Annotated in this window: 14 protein-coding genes; 8 read left to right on the top strand and 6 right to left on the bottom strand. The window is 38.3% G+C overall.

Annotation, left to right across the window (positions count from 1 at the left end; all coding sequences use genetic code 11):
- Positions 1-75 precede the first annotated feature (75 nt).
- Positions 76-1,350, bottom strand: coding sequence for a glycoside hydrolase family 71/99-like protein (locus tag HQN83_RS22685; RefSeq protein WP_173093638.1), 1,275 nt, complete (start codon positions 1,348-1,350; stop codon positions 76-78).
- A 328-nt stretch (positions 1,351-1,678) separates the two neighbouring features.
- Here HQN83_RS22685 and HQN83_RS22680 point away from each other — a divergent pair, with 328 nt between their 5' ends.
- Entirely contained in the window at positions 1,679-4,252 is a 2,574-nt protein-coding gene (locus HQN83_RS22680) for a Kelch repeat-containing protein (protein WP_173093636.1), read from the top strand.
- 25 nt (positions 4,253-4,277) lie between these two features.
- Here HQN83_RS22680 and HQN83_RS22675 read toward each other — a convergent pair whose 3' ends face one another.
- Positions 4,278-5,330 (bottom strand): LacI family DNA-binding transcriptional regulator, encoded by a 1,053-nt coding sequence (locus HQN83_RS22675; protein ID WP_173093635.1) that lies wholly within the window; start codon positions 5,328-5,330, stop codon positions 4,278-4,280.
- 361 nt (positions 5,331-5,691) lie between these two features.
- Here HQN83_RS22675 and HQN83_RS22670 point away from each other — a divergent pair, with 361 nt between their 5' ends.
- Genes HQN83_RS22670 through HQN83_RS22660 form a run of 3 tightly spaced genes read left to right on the top strand, consistent with a single transcriptional unit; the run spans position 5,692 to position 10,241 of the window.
- The gene (locus HQN83_RS22670; protein WP_173093634.1) at positions 5,692-7,173 is read left to right on the top strand and encodes a xylulokinase; all 1,482 of its coding nucleotides are present in this window, start codon (positions 5,692-5,694) and stop codon (positions 7,171-7,173) included.
- 28 nt (positions 7,174-7,201) lie between these two features.
- Positions 7,202-8,530, top strand: a complete 1,329-nt coding sequence (gene xylA / locus HQN83_RS22665) for a xylose isomerase (protein WP_173093633.1) — start codon at positions 7,202-7,204, stop codon at positions 8,528-8,530.
- A gap of 22 nt (positions 8,531-8,552) precedes the next feature.
- Positions 8,553-10,241: a sodium/sugar symporter gene (locus tag HQN83_RS22660; RefSeq protein WP_173093632.1), complete on the top strand. Its 1,689-nt coding sequence runs from the start codon at positions 8,553-8,555 to the stop codon at positions 10,239-10,241.
- A gap of 38 nt (positions 10,242-10,279) precedes the next feature.
- Here the strand turns inward: HQN83_RS22660 and HQN83_RS22655 are convergent, their stop codons facing one another.
- The 3 genes from HQN83_RS22655 to HQN83_RS22645 form a co-directional block, all read right to left on the bottom strand.
- Positions 10,280-12,226 carry a ComEC/Rec2 family competence protein gene (locus HQN83_RS22655; protein WP_173093631.1) on the bottom strand — a complete coding sequence of 649 codons (1,947 nt, stop codon included), beginning with the start codon at positions 12,224-12,226 and terminating at the stop codon, positions 10,280-10,282.
- Between the two features lie 5 nt (positions 12,227-12,231).
- Positions 12,232-14,262 carry a helix-hairpin-helix domain-containing protein gene (locus HQN83_RS22650; RefSeq protein ID WP_246254571.1) on the bottom strand — a complete coding sequence of 677 codons (2,031 nt, stop codon included), beginning with the start codon at positions 14,260-14,262 and terminating at the stop codon, positions 12,232-12,234.
- Between the two features lie 271 nt (positions 14,263-14,533).
- Positions 14,534-14,869 carry a MerR family transcriptional regulator gene (locus HQN83_RS22645; RefSeq protein ID WP_173093630.1) on the bottom strand — a complete coding sequence of 112 codons (336 nt, stop codon included), beginning with the start codon at positions 14,867-14,869 and terminating at the stop codon, positions 14,534-14,536.
- A gap of 148 nt (positions 14,870-15,017) precedes the next feature.
- Between HQN83_RS22645 and alaS the strand changes: the two genes are divergently transcribed.
- Complete coding sequence (gene alaS / locus HQN83_RS22640; RefSeq protein WP_173093628.1) at positions 15,018-17,717, top strand: alanine--tRNA ligase; 2,700 nt, start codon at positions 15,018-15,020, stop codon at positions 17,715-17,717.
- A gap of 111 nt (positions 17,718-17,828) precedes the next feature.
- Here the strand turns inward: alaS and HQN83_RS22635 are convergent, their stop codons facing one another.
- Positions 17,829-18,527 carry a 3-keto-disaccharide hydrolase gene (locus HQN83_RS22635; RefSeq protein WP_173093626.1) on the bottom strand — a complete coding sequence of 233 codons (699 nt, stop codon included), beginning with the start codon at positions 18,525-18,527 and terminating at the stop codon, positions 17,829-17,831.
- 78 nt (positions 18,528-18,605) lie between these two features.
- Between HQN83_RS22635 and HQN83_RS22630 the strand changes: the two genes are divergently transcribed.
- From HQN83_RS22630 to HQN83_RS22620, 3 genes are read left to right on the top strand one after another with little or no spacing between them, the layout of a single operon-like run.
- Positions 18,606-19,919: a gluconate:H+ symporter gene (locus tag HQN83_RS22630; RefSeq protein ID WP_173093624.1), complete on the top strand. Its 1,314-nt coding sequence runs from the start codon at positions 18,606-18,608 to the stop codon at positions 19,917-19,919.
- Positions 19,920-19,927: 8 nt separating this feature from the next.
- On the top strand, positions 19,928-20,404 hold the full coding sequence (locus tag HQN83_RS22625; protein WP_173093622.1) for a RidA family protein: 477 nt from the start codon (positions 19,928-19,930) through the stop codon (positions 20,402-20,404).
- A gap of 4 nt (positions 20,405-20,408) precedes the next feature.
- Positions 20,409-21,521, top strand: a complete 1,113-nt coding sequence (locus HQN83_RS22620) for a D-TA family PLP-dependent enzyme (RefSeq protein ID WP_173093620.1) — start codon at positions 20,409-20,411, stop codon at positions 21,519-21,521.
- Position 21,522: the final 1 nt, after the last annotated feature.

Below are 21,522 nucleotides of genomic sequence, written 5' to 3'. Positions count from 1 at the left end.
GTTGAAGCAATCGATTGCCGCTTGCTTGTGAAAAATACCGGAGGTGCAAATACCCCCGGTTTTATAGTTTATATATTATTTACGTTCGGGCATTTTTAAACTAAGGGGCTTTTGGTTCCTTAGCATTTTAGCGGCTTCTCCGGTTAGCCACAGGTAATGATCTGATGGTTTGCCATCCATATTAATGAATGAGGTAGACCCACTTACAGGAGGGTTATCCGAGCCTTTGAAAATTGCAGTTCCCTCGTTAACCTCATCAAACATAGCTACGTATAGCATAGATGCGCCGGCGTTAAGTGTGGTAGCTATTTGCTGCCAGAAAAATCGTCCACCTTGCCTTGGTATAGAACCTACAGGTTTTACATCATCAGGAAATTCCTGTTTGCTTAAATTGTGCCAGCTAAAACCAGGATAAACACAAGGCACGTAGTCTACATTATTGTCTTTACACCATTTAATATCATCTATGGTATTGTCACGTAATCTGTCCATGTCATTATGAAGCAAACCACTGTAGCGCTGTACCGTCCATGGCAATACGATATCACTCTTTTTAATTAATTCATGTAAATAAGGGTCATTAATACAATCTGCATTTAAAGTGCGCCACGAGGTAGGCACACCAAGCATAACTGAACAGTTGCCATATACAGGATCATTTTTTAAGAAATCAATTAGTTTCTCTAAACCAATATTTCGGATATTGTATGGGCGATCAGGAAAGCCTACACCCCAAATTGTAACCAAAGGTTTTCCGTTATGGTGTAAATATGTTTTCTTACCTGCCTGGTTTGTTACCTTTAATTCATCTACAAGGTATTTCCAATCCTCAATTATTGCAGAGCAATCTTCGCCAGAGGCACTTAATCCCGATAAATCATACATCACCGCCACAGCGCGTTCGTATTTTGAGGCGGCTTCAAAAGCATTCTTTAATATGGTTAATGCTGCTTTATCCTTGTGCTTTGCATTGCCAAAAAACCTTTGCATAAATACCCCGTCAACGCCATATTGCTGCATCCATTTAAAATGAAGATCTACTGTGCTCTTATCGTGTGAGCTAAAAAACTTTGCAGGCTGCCCACTGCTTAATTTAAAAGGCGTATTATAGGTTACTTCATATTCGCTCACATCGGGCCACATATCAATACTGCTCCTTTTTTCATCTCCATAGGCATACCTTTTAGAATCGGTGCCATCACCTTCAGCTCTAAACCAGCCCTGATAGCCCGCCATAACCAACCCTTTGTAAGTTGGAAAAAGTGTTTGCTTGCTGTGTTTTGTTTGCCCCTGCGTTTTATACATTAGCATGCAGGACAGAGATAAAAGGATAATCTTTTTAAAATTCATACTTGGTTAAATTTGGTTGTTTTGCTCCCGAAGAATTAGCTATTGGTGAATTGCCCTTATTGAGTATCCTTCGTATTTATTGATAAACTTATTCTTGTGCGATTAATAAATACTTAATATTGAATTAACGCATCAAATAATTTCAAAAACCATGGTTACATAGGTAAAAATGGCCTGTAAAAAAGAAAATAGAAACAATATTAATACATGAATTATTGTATAATTGTAGTGATCTTGGCAAGAATATTAATCAAAAAAGTTATCTTGGTGTTCCAGATAGCTAATAAAATAGACCTTAAAAATGTTAGTCTTTGACTAGCTTCACCTTATGATTTTTCTGCAATTGAAAACAAGTTTAATAGGCACTGCTTTTTTACTCCTTCTACTTATTATATCTGTACCTGCTTACAGCCAGTCGTACGGGCTTGGTTTTGCCGGCCATGAAGTAGTTCAGGATAAAAGGACAGCCCTTGATCTTAGCCCGGAACAGCCTTTATGTTTTGACCGTAGTTTCGAGTTATCGTTCGACCTTTCGTTTATGCCTGGCTATGCAGATTACTTTGGTTATGTTTTCAGATTAATTGATCAGGATAAACGCAACATAGACCTTATTTATGATATGAGGTTCTTAGAAAACAAGCATTTCAAACTTATCGTTGGCGATAAAATAACAGATATAGCTTTTGATATCGATACCAATAGATTATATAAGAACTGGCATAATCTGAAGCTTAAATTTGATACTGAACATCAGGAGCTTGTTATGACTGCTGATGGCAAATCTTACAAACAAAAGGTGAGTTTAAAAAGTAATTGCTATAAAGTCTTTTTTGGAGCTAATAGTTATAAAGACTTTAGTGTAAAGGACGTTCCTCCAATGAACATAAAAGATGTAAAAATTACTGAGAATGATAAGCTTAGCTTTCATTGGGCTCTTGATGGAAACGGTGGTACAAGAGTTGTTGAAAAGATAAAAGGGAAGGATGGGACAGTAGTAAACCCTATCTGGATAAAGAAGATGCACCACGACTGGGAATTGGTTAAAACCCTTAATATTAAAGGTCTGGCTAGTGTAGCTTTAAATCCTAAAAAAGAAAGCCTATATGTTGTTACTGAAGATTCATTGATAACCTATAATGTGATTTCAAATAAGTTATCTTTCTTGAGCTATTCTTCAGGGAAGCAGCATTTGTATGCTGGAAATCAATCTATTTATGATGCAAATACAGATAAGCTGTTCAATTTTTATATAGATCAGAAACTTGTAGCTAATTTCAATTTTACCAATAAAACATGGGATAAAAACTATACTACACCGGATGTGATTACCAATTACTGGCATCCCAATAAGTTTTATTCTGCAATCGACTCCTCATTATATATGATAGGAGGGTATGGGCAGTATACCTACCGACGAAGTATTGAGCGTTATCATTTTCCTGATAAAAAATGGACTACTATTAAAGCTGCGGGCGACTTTACTCCAAGATACTTATCTGCCTTAGGCACAGTAAAAGATGGAGCTTATATACTTGGCGGATACGGAAGTGCAACCGGTCAGCAGATACTAAACCCTAAAAATATTTATGACCTCAATTTTTATGATGTTAAGCGTAAAACATTTAAAAAGCTATTTGAACTAGCGCCTCCGGCCGAAGAATTTGTTTTTGCAAATTCAATGGTGATCAATGAAAAGGAAGGCACTTATTTCGCCTTAACATTTCCAAATAATAGCTTCAATTCCTCTTTGCAGCTTATTGAAGGCTCATTACATTCGCCAACATATAAACTTGTAGGTAATTCGATTCCTTATCCTTTTCATGATATCTATTCATTTGCTGACTTATTTTACTGTCCGGAAAACAAGAAGTTCGTAGCTGTTGTACTATTTCATGAAGAGAAAACCAACATGACTTCGGTTAAGGTATATACATTGTCGGGGCCGCCTGAAGCTGCTTTGGCAGATACACAAAAAGGACTATCCTGGTTAAAAAGTAAGTATTTACTGATTCTTGTACCATTGCTTGCACTAATTGGCTTTGTATTGTTTCGCCGGAAGAGTCGGAAAAGAAAAGAATCAGTTAAGATACAGCCAGCTGTTCAGGGACAACCTGTTGATGAAGCTGTGCCTGAGCAATATGAGAACGTTGAACAGTATTTATCAGAGGAAAGAGAGCCTGTTAAAAATGCTATTTTCTTGTTTGGTGATCTTCAGCTCTTTGACAAAGAAGGGGAAGATATTACCAAGTATTTCTCGCCATTACTAAGAGAGTTGTTTTTGGTAGTTTTAGTTTATACCATTAAATGGGGAAGAGGTATTAGTTCCGAAAAACTAACTGAGATTCTGTGGTTTGATAAAACAGCAGATAGTGCAAGGAACAACAGATCTGTGAATATTGCAAAGCTAAAGGTGATATTGGAAAAAATGGATGGCTGTCAGATATCTAAACAGACTGGATATTGGAAGATAGATTTCGACGATACTAAAGTGAAAATAGACTATAGCCAATACCTGAACATTGTAAGCAGTAAAGGCGAAATGGATAAGCGAAGGGTGAATGAACTTACCAAAATCATCCACCGCGGGAGCTTCCTATCAAACGTAGAGTACGATTGGTTAGATACCTTTAAATCTGATCTCTCAAACGAAATCATAGATGCTTATTTACACTATGCGGCTACAATTAAAATAACCGATGATCCCGAATTTATGATCAATCTTGCTAATTATGTATTCTATTTCGATCCGGTAAATGAAGAAGCGATGATCATTAAGTGCAAAGCTTTGGTTCATTTAGGAAAGCACTCACTAGCCAAAACTAAATTCGAGACCTTTAACAAAGAATACAAGGCTATATATGGTGAAGAATTTAAGCACAGCTTCCAAGAGATACTGGAGTAAATCTCATCAGCTGTTTTTAAATATTCTAATCTGTGGTCAGCTCTTCGGGATTGTTTTTGAGTGTAGATGAGCGAATAATCAGCTTTGGTTTTATACTTACAATCTTTGGAGTATTGTCTTTATCTGACGATTCTATCTCCTGAAAATATAAGTTTGCAATTGTTTTACCCATACTAACACTGTATTGATCTATTGTGGTAATAGAAGGACTTGTTATTTCAGTAAAAGCTTCATTCGAATAGCCGCAAATACCCAATTCCTCAGGAACTTTTAATCCCATTTTGGTAGCTACTTCCAGAACTCCTAAAGCAGAGAAATCGGAAGTGGAAGCAAATATGGCATCAGGTGGCTCCGGAAGACTTAGTAATTCTTTTGTTGAGGCCGCTCCAAGCTCCTTAGTCCATGCATTTTCCTTAATAAGTTCCGGTAGGATAGGGAAGTTGTGTTTTTCTAACGCAGCAAGATAGCCGGCTTTCCGTTGTCTAAAAATATTTAGGTTTTGTGGCCCTTCTAGAAGTGCAATTCTTTTATAACCCTGCTCAATTAAATGGGTAACTGCATCTATAGAAGCTTGCTCATTATCGTTCAATACTTTAAAAGTGTCGAGATGTTCGGCTACCCTGTCAAATTGTATAAGTGGAATACCATGCTCTCTAATGGTTTGAAGATGTTTGTCATCCTCAAAATCAGCACTAAGTGAAATCACGATACAGCTTACATGTTGATTAATTAAGGTGTTAACACACTTAACCTCTCTTGAAGATGATTCGTTAGACTGACAAATTACAAGATTATAACCTTTTTGATAAGTAACCTCTTCGATACCTGCAATCACATCAGCAAAGTAGTTTTGATTGATGCGTGGAACGATAACCCCAATAGTTTGATTATGACCTTTTCTTAGGTTAGATGCCAGACTATTCTGTTTGTAATTTAATTCTTTGGCCGTATCTAAAATAAGTTTCCGCGTAGCCTCACTAACATTGCTGTTATTACTTAAAGCTCTTGAAACCGAAGAAGCATTTAAGTTTAGTTTCTTCGCAATATCATAAATCGTTGTCCTTTTCTGATTTTTCATCAGTATATGTTGTTTTTTATTTGGTTAGTTATTTTTATTTAGCTAGTTGTTTATCATGCTTTGCCTTGTCACCATGCTCTATCCTCCTCGTCATCCCGGCGAAGGCCGGGACCTCGCACCAGTTAAGCCGTCTTTCTCTTGAGAGGTCCTGAAATAAATTCAGGATGACGGGGTGCACTACAACGAAGCAATTAACACACTATAACTACACTTTAACAGTATTTAGTAATAGTACAATTTATTAATCGGATAAATATCATAAAATATTTTTATCGCAATCGATTGCTTAAATTAAATATTTTACTATTTTCGTTAAACCAAATATTAATAATTTAATTCAACCCAAATATATAAAGAAAACATGCTGCTATTAGGTATTGATGTAGGAACATCATCTGTCAAAGTTTCGGTGGTTGATGTTGCATCCGGTGACATTCTTTCAAGCGCCCAATATCCCGATAATGAATCGGAGATTATTGCCCTTCAGTCGGGCTGGGCAGAGCAGTCGCCAGATATGTGGTGGGAACATGTTCAACAAGCCATACTCAACTGTAACGCAAAAGGAAAGTACAATCCATTAAACATAGAGGCTATCGGTATAGCTTACCAAATGCACGGACTAGTTATTGTAGATGAAGATCAAAATAGTCTGAGAAACAGTATTATATGGTGCGATAGTAGAGCCGTAGAGACAGGAGAAGAAGCATTTAATGCTTTAGGAAAAGAGCATGTATTAAGTCGTATGCTTAATTCGCCAGGTAATTTTACTGCCTCAAAATTGGCGTGGGTAAAAAAGAACGAGCCCGAAACATATAGTAAAGTAGCAAAGATGATGTTACCCGGAGATTTCATTGCAATGAAACTTACCGGAGACATTACAACAAGTAATTCTGCCTTATCAGAAGGGATCCTTTGGGATTTTAAAGCCAATGCAATATCTACTGATATCATGGGGCAGTTCGGATTCTCTTCAAGTGTTATTCCGGAGATTAAACCAGTGTTCTCAGAGCACGGACAAGTAAAGAAATCGATTGCCGAAAAGCTAGGTTTAAAGGCTGGAATCCCTGTTGCTTATAAAGCAGGAGATCAGCCTAATAATGCGCTTTCATTAAACGTTACTCAACCTGGAGAAGTAGCCGCAACAGCAGGCACATCAGGTGTTATCTATGGCGTTACAGATCAGTTACTATACGATAAACAATCACGTGTAAACACATTTGCACACGTAAACCATACAGCTGAGGACAAGCGTTTAGGCGTTTTGCTATGCATCAATGGTACCGGTAGCATGAACCGTTGGACAAAAAATGTAATCGGCTCATCAACAGATTACGTAGCAATGAATGATGCAGCAAGCAAAGTTGCCAAAGGAAGCAACGGACTATATGTTCTTCCCTTTGGAAACGGTGCCGAGCGTATGCTGAATAATAAAATTGTTGGTGCACATTTACAACAAATCGACCTGAATCTTCATACTCAGGCGCATATTTTTCGCGCAGTACAAGAAGGTATTGCCTTCTCATTCCGTTACGGATTAGATATTCTAAGAGAAAGCGGGGTACAACCTTCGGTAATCAGGGCCGGCCGATCTAACCTTTTTATGAGCGATATTTTCTCTCAAACTTTTGTAAATGTAACCGGAGTACCGGTAGAGCTTTATGAAAACGACGGTAGTTACGGTGCAGCAGTGGGAGCAGGTATTGGAGCCAACATCTTTAAAACTGTAAGCGAAGCATTCAGTAATAAAAAGCCTGTTAAGCTTATAGAGCCAACAAACGAAACATTAGAAGATGAATACCAAACCTGGAAAAAGCTTCTTCAACAACAATTAAACGGTAAATAAATAGTATTTCAATAAATAAAAATTAAGTATGAGCGTAAACACTTTGAACAAGGAATTTTTTAAAAATATCACTCAGGTTAAATTCGAGGGACGTGAAAGCGATAACCCGTTGGCATTTAAATGGTATGATCCTGAAAGGATTGTAGCTGGAAAAACACTTAAAGATCATCTTCGTTTTGCCGGCGCTTACTGGCACTCATTCTGCGGTAACGGTGCAGATCCTTTTGGCGAAGCAAGCCATATTTTCCCATGGAATGAAAAAAACGATCCTGTAGAACGTGCAAAAGATAAAATGGATGCAGCTTTTGAGTTTTTAACCAAGCTGAGCATTCCATACTACTGTTTCCATGATGTTGATATGGTTGACTATGGTAACGACATCAAAGAAAACGAAAGAAGATTACAAGCATTAGTAGATTATGCCCGTCAGAAACAAGACGAAACAGGTGTAAAATTATTATGGGGTACTGCAAACCTATTTTCTCATAGAAGATATATGAACGGTGCTGCTACAAACCCTGATTTTCATGTGTTAACTCATGGTGCTGCACAGGTAAAAGCTGCTCTTGATGCAACTATTGCATTAGGTGGAGAGAATTATGTGTTCTGGGGTGGTCGCGAAGGATATATGTCGCTATTAAACACAGATATGAAGAGAGAGCAGGAGCATCTTGCCCGTTTCCTTCATACTGCAAAAGACTATGCAAGAAAGAACGGATTTAAAGGTACGTTCCTAATCGAACCAAAACCATGTGAACCAACTAAGCACCAGTATGATTATGATGCTGCAACAGTACTTGGTTTCCTTCAGAAATATGACCTTCTTGGCGATTTTAAATTGAACCTTGAGGTAAACCATGCAACACTGGCAGGCCATACTTTCCAACATGAATTACAAGTTGCTGTAGATGCAGGTTTACTTGGATCTATTGATGCAAACAGAGGTGATTACCAAAATGGTTGGGATACAGATCAATTCCCTAATAACATCAACGAACTGGTTGAGTCGATGTTAATCATTCTTGAAGGCGGTGGCTTTAGTCGTGGTGGTATAAACTTTGATGCTAAAATCCGTAGAAACTCAACAGATCAGGCTGATTTATTCTATGCACATATCGGCGGTATGGATATGTTTGCACGTGCACTTATCGTTGCTGATGACATTCTTCAGAACTCTGATTACAAAAAAATCAGAACAGACAGATATGCATCATTTGATAGCGGTAAAGGAAAAGAGTTTGAAAATGGTATTTTAAGTCTTGAAGATTTGCGTGATTATGCAATACAGAATGGCGAGCCTCAAACTTTAAGTGGCAGACAAGAATTCTTAGAGAACTTGATCAACAGATATATTTAATCCCAGCTATTAATCGGAATTTATGAAAACACTGGGAATATTAGACTATGCAGTTTTCCTCACTTATTTTCTGATTGTTGCGCTGTACGGATGGTGGGTTTACAGGCAAAAAAATACTCATAAGGAAAATTCTAAAGACTTTTTCCTTGCTAAAGATTCACTTACTTGGTGGGCAATAGGGGCTTCCCTTATTGCCTCCAATATTTCTGCAGAGCAGTTTATTGGAATGAGTGGTTCTGGTTTTAAAATGGGTTTGGCAATTGCCACCTATGAGTGGATGGCTGCTATTACACTGCTAATTGTGGCGGTATTTTTTATACCGGTATATCTTAAAAATAAGATATACACCATGCCTCAATTTTTAAATCAGCGTTACAATAGTACTGTGGCAATGATTATGGCCATTTTCTGGTTGTTATTGTATGTAGTAGTAAACTTAACCTCTATACTTTATCTCGGTGCACTGGCAATAAACAGCATTTCAGGAATTAACCTTACCGGCTGTATGTATTTGCTGGCTATCTTCTCTATCATCATTACTCTTGGAGGGATGAAGGTAATTGGTTATACTGATGTAATTCAGGTGTTTTTCTTAATTCTGGGAGGACTGGCAACTACTTATTTAGCACTGGAACTTGTGGCTACACATTTCGGTTCAAGTGGTGTAATGCAAGGCTTTAGTCTGTTAAAAGTACATGCCTCAGAGCATTTTCATATGATCTTTAAGAAGGACAATGAGAACTACCTTGATTTGCCGGGCTTAACCGTGTTGATTGGTGGTATGTGGATTGTAAACCTTAATTATTGGGGTTGTAATCAATACATCACTCAGAGAGCGCTTGGAGCTGATCTTAAGACAGCCAGAAACGGAATCCTGTTTGCTTCTTTCTTAAAATTACTGATGCCGGTTATTGTTGTACTTCCGGGTATTGCGGCGTTTGTACTTTATAAAGAAGGGTATGGAGATTTTAAAACAGATATGCTAAAAGGAGGAGAGGTTTCGCCTGATAGCGCGTATCCTGTGCTTTTAAATCTTTTGCCAACCGGACTAAAAGGATTGTCATTTGCGGCTTTAACAGCTGCGGTAGTGGCTTCTCTTGCGGGTAAAGCAAATAGTATTGCAACCATCTTTACGCTTGATATTTATAAAAAGGTAATTAACAAGACAGCAAACGAAGACAAACAGGTAGTTGTTGGACGAATTACTGTTGTTCTTGCAATGCTAGTGGCCATTATTATATCTCCTTTACTTGGGATTGATAAAAAAGGTGGTTTTCAATTTATTCAGGAGTATACAGGCTTTTTTTCTCCAGGAATTTTTGCTATGTTTATTCTAGGGTTCTTTTGGAAAAAGACAACCTCAAACGCAGCTCTTTTTGCAACTATTGGTGGTTTTGTATTGTCGGTTGTGTTCAAGTTTCTTCCAAATTTTGTAAATTTGGAATTCCTTAGCTCATCCGGTTTCTCAAAACTTGTAGAGCAGCGTGATGGAACTATGTTATATGAAATACCATTTCTGGACAGAATGGGCTTTGTTTTTATAATTTGTCTTGTAGTGATGTATGTAATAAGCATGATCGAAACAAGCAGAGGTGTAAAAACAAACGGACTTGAAATAGAAAAAGAAATGTTTAAAACAAATAGAGCATTTACAGTTGGCGCCCTTATAGTTTGTGGACTAATTGTTGCTTTATACACGATATACTGGTAGTTAGGTTTTAGCCAGTTTAGGTTAGGACGGCGGGCTGGTTACCTGCCGTCCTTTTTTTTGTCCAGATTTTCCACATGAGCCTTTGTGGTTTTTAAGTCGTAATACTTAAGATGGAATCTGTTTATCCGGTAATTATAAAAGGCCACATCCTGATTTTTTAACTTAAAATCAGCAATTGTAGTATCCTTGTCGCCTTTAATACATATGATTTCTTTAATTTTATGCTGATCTAAAGCAGGTTGAATAAAGTATTTAAAACCTCTGCTTTCGGGTAGCAGGTTGGTAAATACAATGGCCTTTTGTTTGGAGATAAAAGCAGTTGCATAGTTTTTACGGATATTAAATACAATAATCTTCCTCTGATAAATAGCTTCTACCTTATCGTAAACTGTAAAGGATTGAAAAGTCATAAAACATGCTACGGAGAAGAGCAACATCCGCTTTTTAGAACCAGCTAAGGCTACCGTAAAACAACACAGTGCAACACAAAGCAGTAATAGTTCAGTTCTGCTAATCCATATTGCAGAAAGGCTGGAGAGGGGTAAGTCAGCAATCCATTTTAATCCTGAGTTTGTGAATTTAATGAGCCATTCAAATATTGGTGCTAAAAACTCGAACCTACCTAGTAAAATGACAATGCCCAAGTACATTAGTAAGGCAATAGGGGCCATTATGAACAGATTGCTTATCAAGAAGTAAATCGGAAACTGATGGAAATAATAGATACTGAAAGGGAAAGTTATTAGCTGTGCAGCCAATGACATGGCGATTATTCCCCATAGCTTATCAATCCATTTGTTTTGCGGATGCCACCAGTTTTGTATTTTAGGTTGTAAATAAATCAGGCCAAATACGGCAAGAAATGACAGTTGAAAACCAACATCCCAAATCAAAAAGGGATCATAAATCAATAAGCAAAAGGCGGCAAATGCTATAATGTTGTAGCTGTTGCTTTGCCTGTTAAAGGATTTGGCAATTACAAATGCCGAAAGCATTATTGCCGACCGCAAAACTGATGGCGAAAAACCTGTTAGCAATGCATACAGCCAGACGAGAATAATGATAATCCCTACCTTAAGGAGTTTCAAAAGGCTGTTTCTATTCAGATATTGTAGCATCCAATTCAGTACCAGATAAATCAAACCGACATGCATTCCGGAAACAGAAAGCGCGTGGATGGTGCCTGTTTTAGAGTAAGTACTTAAGGTTTCCTGACTCAAATCAGCTCTGTAACCCAAAATAAGGGTAGCAGCCATCGCAAATGCATGATCATCTTTTATCAGTTTTCTGTAGTACTGCACCTGTTTGGTTCTTAAAGCTAAGGCATAGGCAATTATCTGGTTACCTTGGCTTGTATTTGTTTTTACAAGCTGCGCCTGTTTTAAATACACTTGATGATAAATGTTTTGGCTAGCCAACCACGATTTATAGTCAAATTCTGCTGGATTATATGGAGGTGCAATTTCTGTGATCCTTGCAGGGATAATCAACTCATCGCCATATGATAACCGTATAGGATTTAAACTGTCGGTTTTTACGGATACCATTAACTTTCCTATAGCTTTAATAGACTCAGTAGGTTCGCTTTTTTGGGGTAAATAAGATTTGGTAACACTTGCTCTGAATCTTAATATGCCTGATTTTAGCTGTGGCTCATCATTAACCCAAACCCTTAAATAGGCTTGCTTTTTAATACCAAAGTAATCCGTGTTTAAGCGTTGTTTGTTAGCAATGCAGGTAAATGTGCCAAGTAAAAATAGCAGGATGTATATTAAAACGGCCGTCCAGCTTTTAAAGTTATATGCTTTTAGCTTTTTGTATAACAGATTTACAATGATCAAAATGGTAAAGCTGATTAGGCATAACAAACCAATCCAGTAAACAAGTGAAGCACTAGTGGTATGGTAAAAGGCGATTATACCCATTGAAAAAGGCAGTAGGATTCTTAAAAATACCAGCTCAGCTTTAAAAACTTGTGATTCCATGCTTGCTAAAACTGGTAACGAACCTGCACTTTGAAATCCGATTTCTTGTTGCCCTCTATTTCATCTAACCCCGACCCAATCTTTTCAACATCATTGTAGGCGTAAATTGCATACCTGCCCCAAACATCCATATCTCGTAATACCCGATACCTCAAATTGATAAATGTTCTAAACCCTTTGCTGTAATAACTGCCAAAGCTAGAGCCATATAAAACATCATCTTCGTAGGCGTAAAGCCTGCTGTTATACGATGGCGTATTGAAGTAGGCTAATCGGATATTACCTGTGACTTTAAAAGGTAGCAATTGAAAATTCATATCCTGATAAGCCAGATAACCAAATTCATTTACACTTCCTTTTTTATAATGAGCAACCTCTATGCGTTGCTGAAAGCCGATGTTTTTATTCAACTGCCAATTGCCCTCAATTCTGTAATTCTGTTTGTTTACATCCTGCAAATGGGGGTAATTACTGCTTGCATCTGCGTTCTGTTGCTTTATTTCTCTCTTGTATCGAGCTAAAATCTTAAAGGTTTTGGTAGGAGTGTAGGTTGCCTGACCCAATACTTCATATCCTGATGAAGCAGAATCTACTCTATACCTTAGCCATGGGAATTTAAAGAAATCACCATATGCAGAAAGGATCCAGCGTTTGGATGGAGCATAGTTTAAACCTATATACCAGCCCTTTTCATTGCTGATTTCGGTGGCTTCGCCAACGCCGTTACCGAAAAAACTATGGTAATCCTTATCGTAGTTGCGGTGCAATAACACTGCCGACACCTGTTTCGACAAACTAGCCATAGCGCCATTTACAATCGCCCAGCCACTATTTAAACTATGAGCTGTTTCGCCATAAAAGTAGATGTTTCTAAAAGTATAGCTGTAATGAAAGCCAGTGTTAACGAGATTTTTTCCCGTAAAAGCGTACTTGTTGTAAAGGGAAGTTCCCGTAGTAAATTCATGCTGATAGCTGGATTGGTATGTCGTAAAACCGAGGTTTAAGTTGCTGCTTAAGTACTGTAAAGCGGCTCCGTAAACGAATTGACTAAGGCTGCGTTGGTTTTTAAGTTCAGTTGCTGTACGGTGCAATCCTGTAATTCCAATATTTTGAAGCGTAACAAAACCATCGTTGTTTTTTAAACTTGCATCTCGCTTTCTGAAAGATATAAAAGTGCTGAGATCAATGTTTTGCGTTAAATTAACTGTAGTTGCAATTCCCCTAAAAAATGACGCTTCATTTGAAGAGGAGTAAGGCCGAAGTCCAACATCTTTACTGGCTACACTGGTAACATCGGGGCCTTTTCCAAAAGCAAATCCCGACCAAAGTGCCAAGCCCTGACCAAATTGAAGACTGTAATCTCCAAGTACAATCTTCTTAAAGAAACCAAGCTTGTTGATGGCAATATTTCCCGATAAATGATCAAGACCTGTTTTGTTATTAGTGAAGTACTCTCCGGCGTCTTTCTCTGCCACAAGGGAGGCTGAAAGAAGCGCTTTGTAAGCGTATCGGTACCGCATGAGTAGTTTGTCGGGGGTACCTAAGTATTTACTTCCAGGCAGGCTCGTAAAGCCCTTTTGGGTTTGAAATAACCTGCCGTACCTAAAAATTAGATCATTGTTCCCTTTTTTAGCCAGATCCTTGTAACTCAAGTTTGAAATTGACGGAGGTGCTTTAAGAGTTACAAATGGAATTAACCGATTTATTGTCTGTAGGTTGAACCCGTCAATTGACTGAATTTCAAGGATATTTAATAGTTTTCCGTTGGCTTTTATATGATTGAAAAAGTTGCTAATTTGGAGTGGCGACAAAAAGAGCAGACTCTTAAGCTCTTCAGGATTTGTTTGATTTAAATTGATTGGATGCTTTCTGTAATTGGTAAGGCGTTCTGTCAATTCGGAAAGATCATAGTCCTCCGATAAGTTTTCGGCAACACTTTCTATAATATCCCTAATAAAGGAGTCGTCCTGCACTTTTACTTTAAAAAAGAACAGGGCAAGCACAAATGTGCAGAGCATTTTTATTGTAGCTGGCATAAATTAGCCTAACCACTATAATTTTTTCCGATATAAAAAGTAATTAACTGGATAAGTGAAAATAGAGCTTTTCGTATAAGTTAAAATAAGCAGTGGTGTACCATGTATAGGTGAATCAACAGTGCGAAAGGGGTGACTCCACGTTGAGTCCACCTTTTGTCTAGAAAAACGTGGACTCAACGTGGACTCACCGTGGACTCAGTCAAAGCAGGTACGGGAATCAGATCAGTCCGGTAACGTTAATAATTAAGAGAAAAAATAAATAATAAACTTAAATCTCGTCGTTTAATTTAAGTAAGAAATCCTTTAGTTTCTCAAGTGAAGCAATGATCTTTTGATTTTCTTTAACCTCAGAATTGTTGTTCTTTAAATGGTCTTTAGCACCTTTTAAAGTAAAACCTTTATCCTCTACCAAATGAAAAATGATCTTTAAATTTTCAATGTCTTCAGGTGTGAATAATCGGTTTCCCTTTTTGTTTTTTTTAGGTTGTAATACGTCAAATTCCTTTTCGTAAAATCGGATTTGCGAAGCGTTTACACCAAACATTTCGGTTACCTCACCCATCGTATAGTACATTTTATTGATATCCCGTTCCTTGTAAGGCATACTTTAGTGTTGATTATTAGTGGTTTACAGCTTTTATTTAAAGTATTCAAATGTAGTGCGATTTTAGTAGAAATCCGCAATAAAATTTCAATTTTCCTCGATAGAGGTTATTTTTTTATCTAAGTTTGTTCCACTAATCAAGAGAAGGATGACAGCTAAGGAAATCAGACAGGCATACTTAAAATTTTTCGAATCAAAACAACATCACATTGTTTCATCTGCACCTATTGTAGTTAAAAACGACCCTACGTTAATGTTTACCAACGCGGGGATGAATCAGTTTAAAGATTTGTTTTTAGGAGAGGCCCCAATAAAATATCCAAGAGTAACTGATACCCAACGTTGTTTGCGTGTATCTGGAAAGCATAACGATTTGGAAGAAGTAGGAATTGACACCTACCACCATACCATGTTTGAAATGCTTGGTAACTGGAGTTTTGGCGACTATTTTAAGAAAGAAGCCATTGCCTGGAGCTGGGAGTTATTAACTGAAGTTTATAAAATTCCAAAAGATAAATTATACGTTTCCATTTTTGAAGGAGATGACAGAGAGGGCTTGCCAAGGGATACTGAGGCTTATGAGCTTTGGAAACAATATGTGCCTGAAGACCGTATTATTTTAGGTAATAAAAAGGATAATTTCTGGGAAATGGGTGATACCGGGCCATGTGGTCCATGTTCTGAAATCCATGTAGATTGCCGTCCTGATGATGAGCGTAAAGCTGTTGAAGGTAAATCGCTTGTAAATGCTGACCATCCTCAGGTTATTGAGATTTGGAATAACGTATTTATGCAGTTCAACCGTTTAAAAGATGGTTCTTTACAACCACTTCCTGCACAACATGTGGATACAGGGATGGGTTTTGAGCGTTTAGTGCGCGTTTTGCAAGAGAAATCTTCAAATTATGATACTGATGTTTTCCAACCGTTAATTCAATTTATTGCTAAACATGCAGGCATTGATTATGGTGTGGATGAGAAAACTGACATCGCTATGCGTGTTATGGCTGATCATATTCGTGCCATCTCATTTGTAATTGCTGATGGACAGTTGCCTTCTAATAATAAAGCAGGGTATGTGATCCGTCGTATTTTACGTCGTGCTGTGAGGTATGCATATACTTTCCTTAACCTTAAAGATCCGTTTTTAAATCAGCTTGTGCCGGTTTTGGCTGAGCAGTTTAAAGGTGTGTTTGATGAGCTTTCGTTGCAACAGGATTTTGTGCAAAAGGTTGTTTTGGAAGAGGAAATCTCCTTCTTAAGAACTTTAGCTACAGGTATCCAACGCTTTGATAATTATACTAAAAAGCAAGGCGAAGTATTGATGGCTGAGAATGCTATTGAGCTTGAGAAAAAATTTGATGATCCTTGGGTTTACAGCATTTTGAAAGACCAGATGGTGATTTCGGGAGAGTTTGCTTTTGAGCTGAATGATACCTATGGTTTCCCGATAGATTTAACTGAATTGATGGCCAGAGAACAACGCTGGACTGTTGATATGGAAGAATACAATAAGGCGCTTTTGAAACAAAAAGAGCGTTCTCGTGCGGCAACTGCTGTTGACACTGGTGACTGGGTTATTGTAAATCCTGATCTTGAGGTTGAGTTTGTTGGATATGATGATTTTGAGGCTGAAACTGAGATTATAAAGTACCGTAAGGTAAGTGCTAAGGGTAAAGATCAGTATCAGATTGTGCTGAGCAAAACGCCTTTTTATGCTGAAAGCGGTGGTCAGGTAGGTGATACAGGTCGATTAGAAGATCATAGTCGTCTTTTCTTTGTAGAGATAACTGATACTAAGAAAGAAAACGGTGTAATTGTACATTATGCTGATACTTTGCCAGAGGATGTTGATGGTCGTTTCTGGGCTGTTATTGATGAAGATAAGCGCTTGCTTTCTCAGGATAACCACTCGGCTACGCACTTGTTGCATGCTGCATTGAAAAAGGTATTGGGATCGCATGTGAACCAAAAGGGTTCGTTGGTAAACCCTGATTATCTTCGTTTCGACTTTTCGCATTTTGCAAAGGTTACTGACGAAGAATTGGCTCAGATAGAGCATCTGGTTAATCAGAAAGTAAGAGAAAATATTCCTTTAAAGGAGCAAAGATATGTTCCATATGATCAGGCAATTTCTAGTGGTGTAACTGCTTTATTTGGCGAGAAATATGGAGATTTAGTGCGTATTATAACTTTTGATGATCATTATTCTAAAGAGCTTTGCGGTGGTACTCACGTACAAGCTACAGGTCAGATTGGTTATTTCAAGATTACTTCTGAAAGTGCTGTAGCTGCAGGTGTAAGAAGGATAGAGGCAATTACGGCTGATAAGGCTGAGGCTTTTGTTTTGGATCAGAACAGAGAGTTGAATGAGTTAAGGGCGTTGTTAAAAGGGAATAAAGACCTTAAAGCTGCTGTCGCTGCGCTTATTGACGAGAATGCCAAACTTAAGAAAGATGCTGAAAAGGCTGTCGGTGAGCAAGCGGCTAATCTTAAACATGAAATCGTACATCACCTTAAAACCATTAACGGGGTTAATTTGATCGCTACGCATGTTGATTTGCCAAACGCGGATGCAGTTAAAAACTTAGCGTTTTCTGTTAAGGATCTGGTTGATGATCTGTTCCTTGTGTTTACTACCTTAATTGATGATAAACCTGGAATTACAGTAATGGTATCAGAGAATTTGGTTAAAGATAAAGGACTGAATGCATCTAATATTGTTAGAGAATTAGCTAAGGATATTCAAGGCGGTGGCGGCGGTCAGCCTTTCTATGCTACGGCAGGTGGGAAGAACAAGGATGGCTTAGCTGCTGTTTTAACTAAAGCTGAATCGTTGATTGGATAAAATTGTTGATTGGATAAAACTTTCGTCATCCTGAATTTATTTCAGGATCTCTCACAAGCAAGGTTTTCTTTCTCTTGAGAGGTCCTGAAATAAATTCAGGATGACGATGCGTTAATCTTTATTAAGCTTTTTAATCGGCGCTATTACCACTTTCCTAAACTCAACTTCCGAGCCTTCGGCTTGTAAAGCGATATTGCCGCTTGATACTGTGCAGTTCGTTCCATGGTTAACAAAAACGTCGTTAACCCAAACTTTTACCTGATCACCTAAACACTCGATCACCATTTTATTCCATTCACCTACAGGCTTTTCAACATCCTGTACAAGTCTTTTTATTCTTCTAAGCTTATCGCCATTAACGCCCCAGTTTTCTTTAGGGCCACGACGAGTTTCCATATCAGGTACGGTAATGTCTTCCTGGATACACCAAAAATCGCCTGCCATGGTATGTTGCATTTGTACCTCTATAGATTTTGGGAACATATCATAAAGCGCTCTAGGAGTAGATGCATGTACAAGTACGCCGCAGTTGCCCGGTTTGGCGGCAAAGCGATACTGTACTTCTAAACGGTAGTTCTTATAAATAGCATCGGTAATCAGGTGACCTCCGGGAGTGCCCAAACTAACCAATAAACCATTGCGGACTATAAAAGGCATTCTGGCATTTGGGTCTTTATCCATTTCGGGGACATCGGCATGCCATCCCGTTAGGTCTTTACCATTAAACAAGCTCTTCGATTGAGCAAATGAGGCAGCTGAACTTAAAATTAAAGCCAGTGCAATAAGTGATTTGGTTAGGTTTCTTTTCATGTTTTTGTTAATACTAAGATATAAATACTTTTAGCAACTCGCTTTTTTTTCTATTTTGTGTAACCAAATAAAAAAAGTATGACCATCCTAATTGTCCTATTGTGTATCCTATTCCTGATTATTTTAGTTTCAGCATTCCGGGTCAACGCATTTATTGCCTTTCTTATCGTATCTATAACTGCCGGTATTTTACTGGGCATTCCGCTTAATAAGGTCACTGCCTCTGTAGAAAAGGGGATTGGTGATGTATTGGGCTCTCTAGTGGTAATTATAACAGTGGGAGCGATGTTGGGTAAGCTGGTAGCGCAAAGTGGTGCAGCGCAGAGAATTGCATCATCTATGATGAACCTTTGTGGAGAGAAATATATCCAATGGGGAGTGGTAACTACCGGGTTTCTGGTGGGCATTCCGTTGTTTTATGGGATAGGTTTTGTGTTAATGGTTCCCTTGATATTTTCGATAGTTTACAAATATAAACTGCCCGTAATTTATATAGGATTGCCTATGTTGGCCGCCCTATCAGTTACGCACGGTTTTTTACCACCACATCCATCGCCTTCGGCTCTGGTTGTTCAGTTTAAAGCCAATATGGGCTTAACATTGCTGTATGGGTTGATAGTAGCAGTGCCTGCAATTATAATAGGAGGGCCGCTATTTTCGAGGACACTAAAGGCCATACCTTCAAAACCATTGGCGTCTTTTGTGCCTGCAGATATGCCGGAAGAGGAACTGCCGGGCGCGTTTAATAGCTTCTTTACGGCCCTGTTGCCGGTTTTACTGTTGATTGGTGCTACTGTGTTTACACTTTCAGAAAATCAGAATCCATCGGTTGCAAACTTCTTTGCTTTTGCAGGGAGTCCGACAATTGCAATGTTGGTGGCATTGTTTGTGGCTACATTTTCGTTGGGTATTTTTCAGGGTAAGAAAATGGTAGATATCATGAATATCTATGGCGAAGCGATTAAAGATGTGGCCATGATATTGTTGATTATTGGTGGTTCTGGTGCTTTAAAGCAGGTTTTAGTAGATAGTGGCGTAAGCGGACAAATCGCTTTGCTTTTAAAAGATATGGATATGCAGCCTTTGTTTTTAGGTTGGTTAATAGCTGCACTTATTCGTTTTTGTGTAGGGTCGGCCACGGTTGCGGGTTTGACTACTGCCGGGATTATTTTACCTTTGATGGTATCGTCGAACACAGATCCGAACTTGATGGTTTTGGCTGTTGGTGCAGGAAGTTTAATGTTCTCGCATGTAAACGATTCTGGATTCTGGATGTTTAAAGAGTACTTTAACTTAACTATGAAGGATACTTTTAAGTCGTGGGCAGTAATGGAATCTATTGTAGGAATTGTGGGACTGATAGGTGTACTTTTATTAAATCAAATTATTTAAATATAGATATGGAAACTTTTAATGCAGATGAGCAGTTTGAAAAATTAGGATTAACGTTGCCTCCGGCACCAACTCCTTTGGGTGTGTATAAGCCTTTTTTGATTGATGGCAAGTATCTTTATTTATCAGGACACGGGCCTGTTAGAGACGATAAAAGTTTGATAATTGGGCGTGTGGGCGTTGAGTTTGATAAAGAAGAGGGTAAGCTTGCGGCCAGACAGGTTGGATTAACCATGCTGTCGACCATAAAAACAAATTTGGGAAGTTTAAACCGTGTAAAAAGGGTAATCAAGGTTTTAGGTATGGTAAACTGTACACCTGATTTTGAAAGACATCCTTTTGTGATTAATGGTTGCAGTGAGCTGTTTGCTCAGGTTTGGGGAGATGAAAACGGTATCGGTACCAGAAGCGCTGTAGGTTTTGGTTCGTTGCCTGATAATATCCCTGTAGAGATTGAAGCTTTGTTTGAACTTCATGATGTTTAAGAGTATGGCTGAGCAAGAATGGTATATCATTGATAATGTAGATGAGCTAGATTCTCCGGCTCTGGCTTTTTATCCGGATCGGATTAAGGGGAATATTGCAAAGCTAAAGGCTAGCATTGATTCGGTTGATAGATTGCGTCCTCATGTAAAAACGCATAAGTCGGCTGAGGTTACCAGGCTAATGATAGATGCCGGAATTACTAAATATAAATGTGCTACAATTGCGGAGGCTGAGATGTTGGGTGCTTGTGGTGCAGTTGATGTGCTGCTGGCTTATCAGCCTGTTGGGCCTAAAGTTAAAAGGTACGTATCGCTTGTAAAAGCTTTTCCTTTAACACGTTTTTCATGTTTAGTAGATAACTTGAGTTCATTAAATGAGCTTTCTGTGTCGGCTATTGAGTCGGGTTTGGAGATCAATTTGTTTCTGGATTTGAATATAGGTATGAACAGGACAGGTATTTTGCCAGATGAAAGAGCCTTGGCTCTTTATGAGAAAATGAGTTCGACTGAAGGTGTAAATGCTGTTGGTTTACATGGTTATGATGGTCAGATTCATGATACTTCCTTGTCTTTAAGAAGAGAGAAATGGCTTGTCGGTTGGAGTGCTATTAACAGTTTAAAAGATAGTATTTTGGCTAAGGGCTTGCCTAAGCCGGTTATTGTTGGCGGTGGTTCACCTACTTATCCTTTTTATGCGGAACAGGCTGATGTAGAGTGTAGTCCGGGTACGTTTGTGCTTTGGGATAGCGGATATCAGCGTTTTGAAGATCAAAAGTATGATGTAGCGGCAATTCTGGTTACCAGAGTGATTTCTTTGTTGAATGAAACTAAGTTATGTCTGGATTTGGGACATAAGTCTGTTGCTGCAGAGAATGAACTTACTAAAAGGGTATCTTTTATGAATGCTCCTGAAGCTAAAATTGTAAGTCAGAGTGAAGAGCATTTGGTACTTGAATTGGCTCGGGGTCATGGGTTTAAAGTAGGGGATGTTTTGTACGGAGTGCCAATTCATATTTGCCCAACAGTAGCTTTGTATGATCGTGCGGCAACTATTACCGGACGCCGTTTTACAGGCGAATGGAACATTACTTCGAGAAATAGAAAGATTAATATATAGC

Origin of the sequence: Pedobacter foliorum (genome assembly GCF_013266735.1) — a bacterium.
In the GTDB taxonomy this organism is placed as follows: domain Bacteria; phylum Bacteroidota; class Bacteroidia; order Sphingobacteriales; family Sphingobacteriaceae; genus Pedobacter; species Pedobacter foliorum.
The sequence above is the reverse complement of the archived record's forward strand: the minus strand, read 5'-3'. Positions and strand labels throughout refer to the sequence as shown.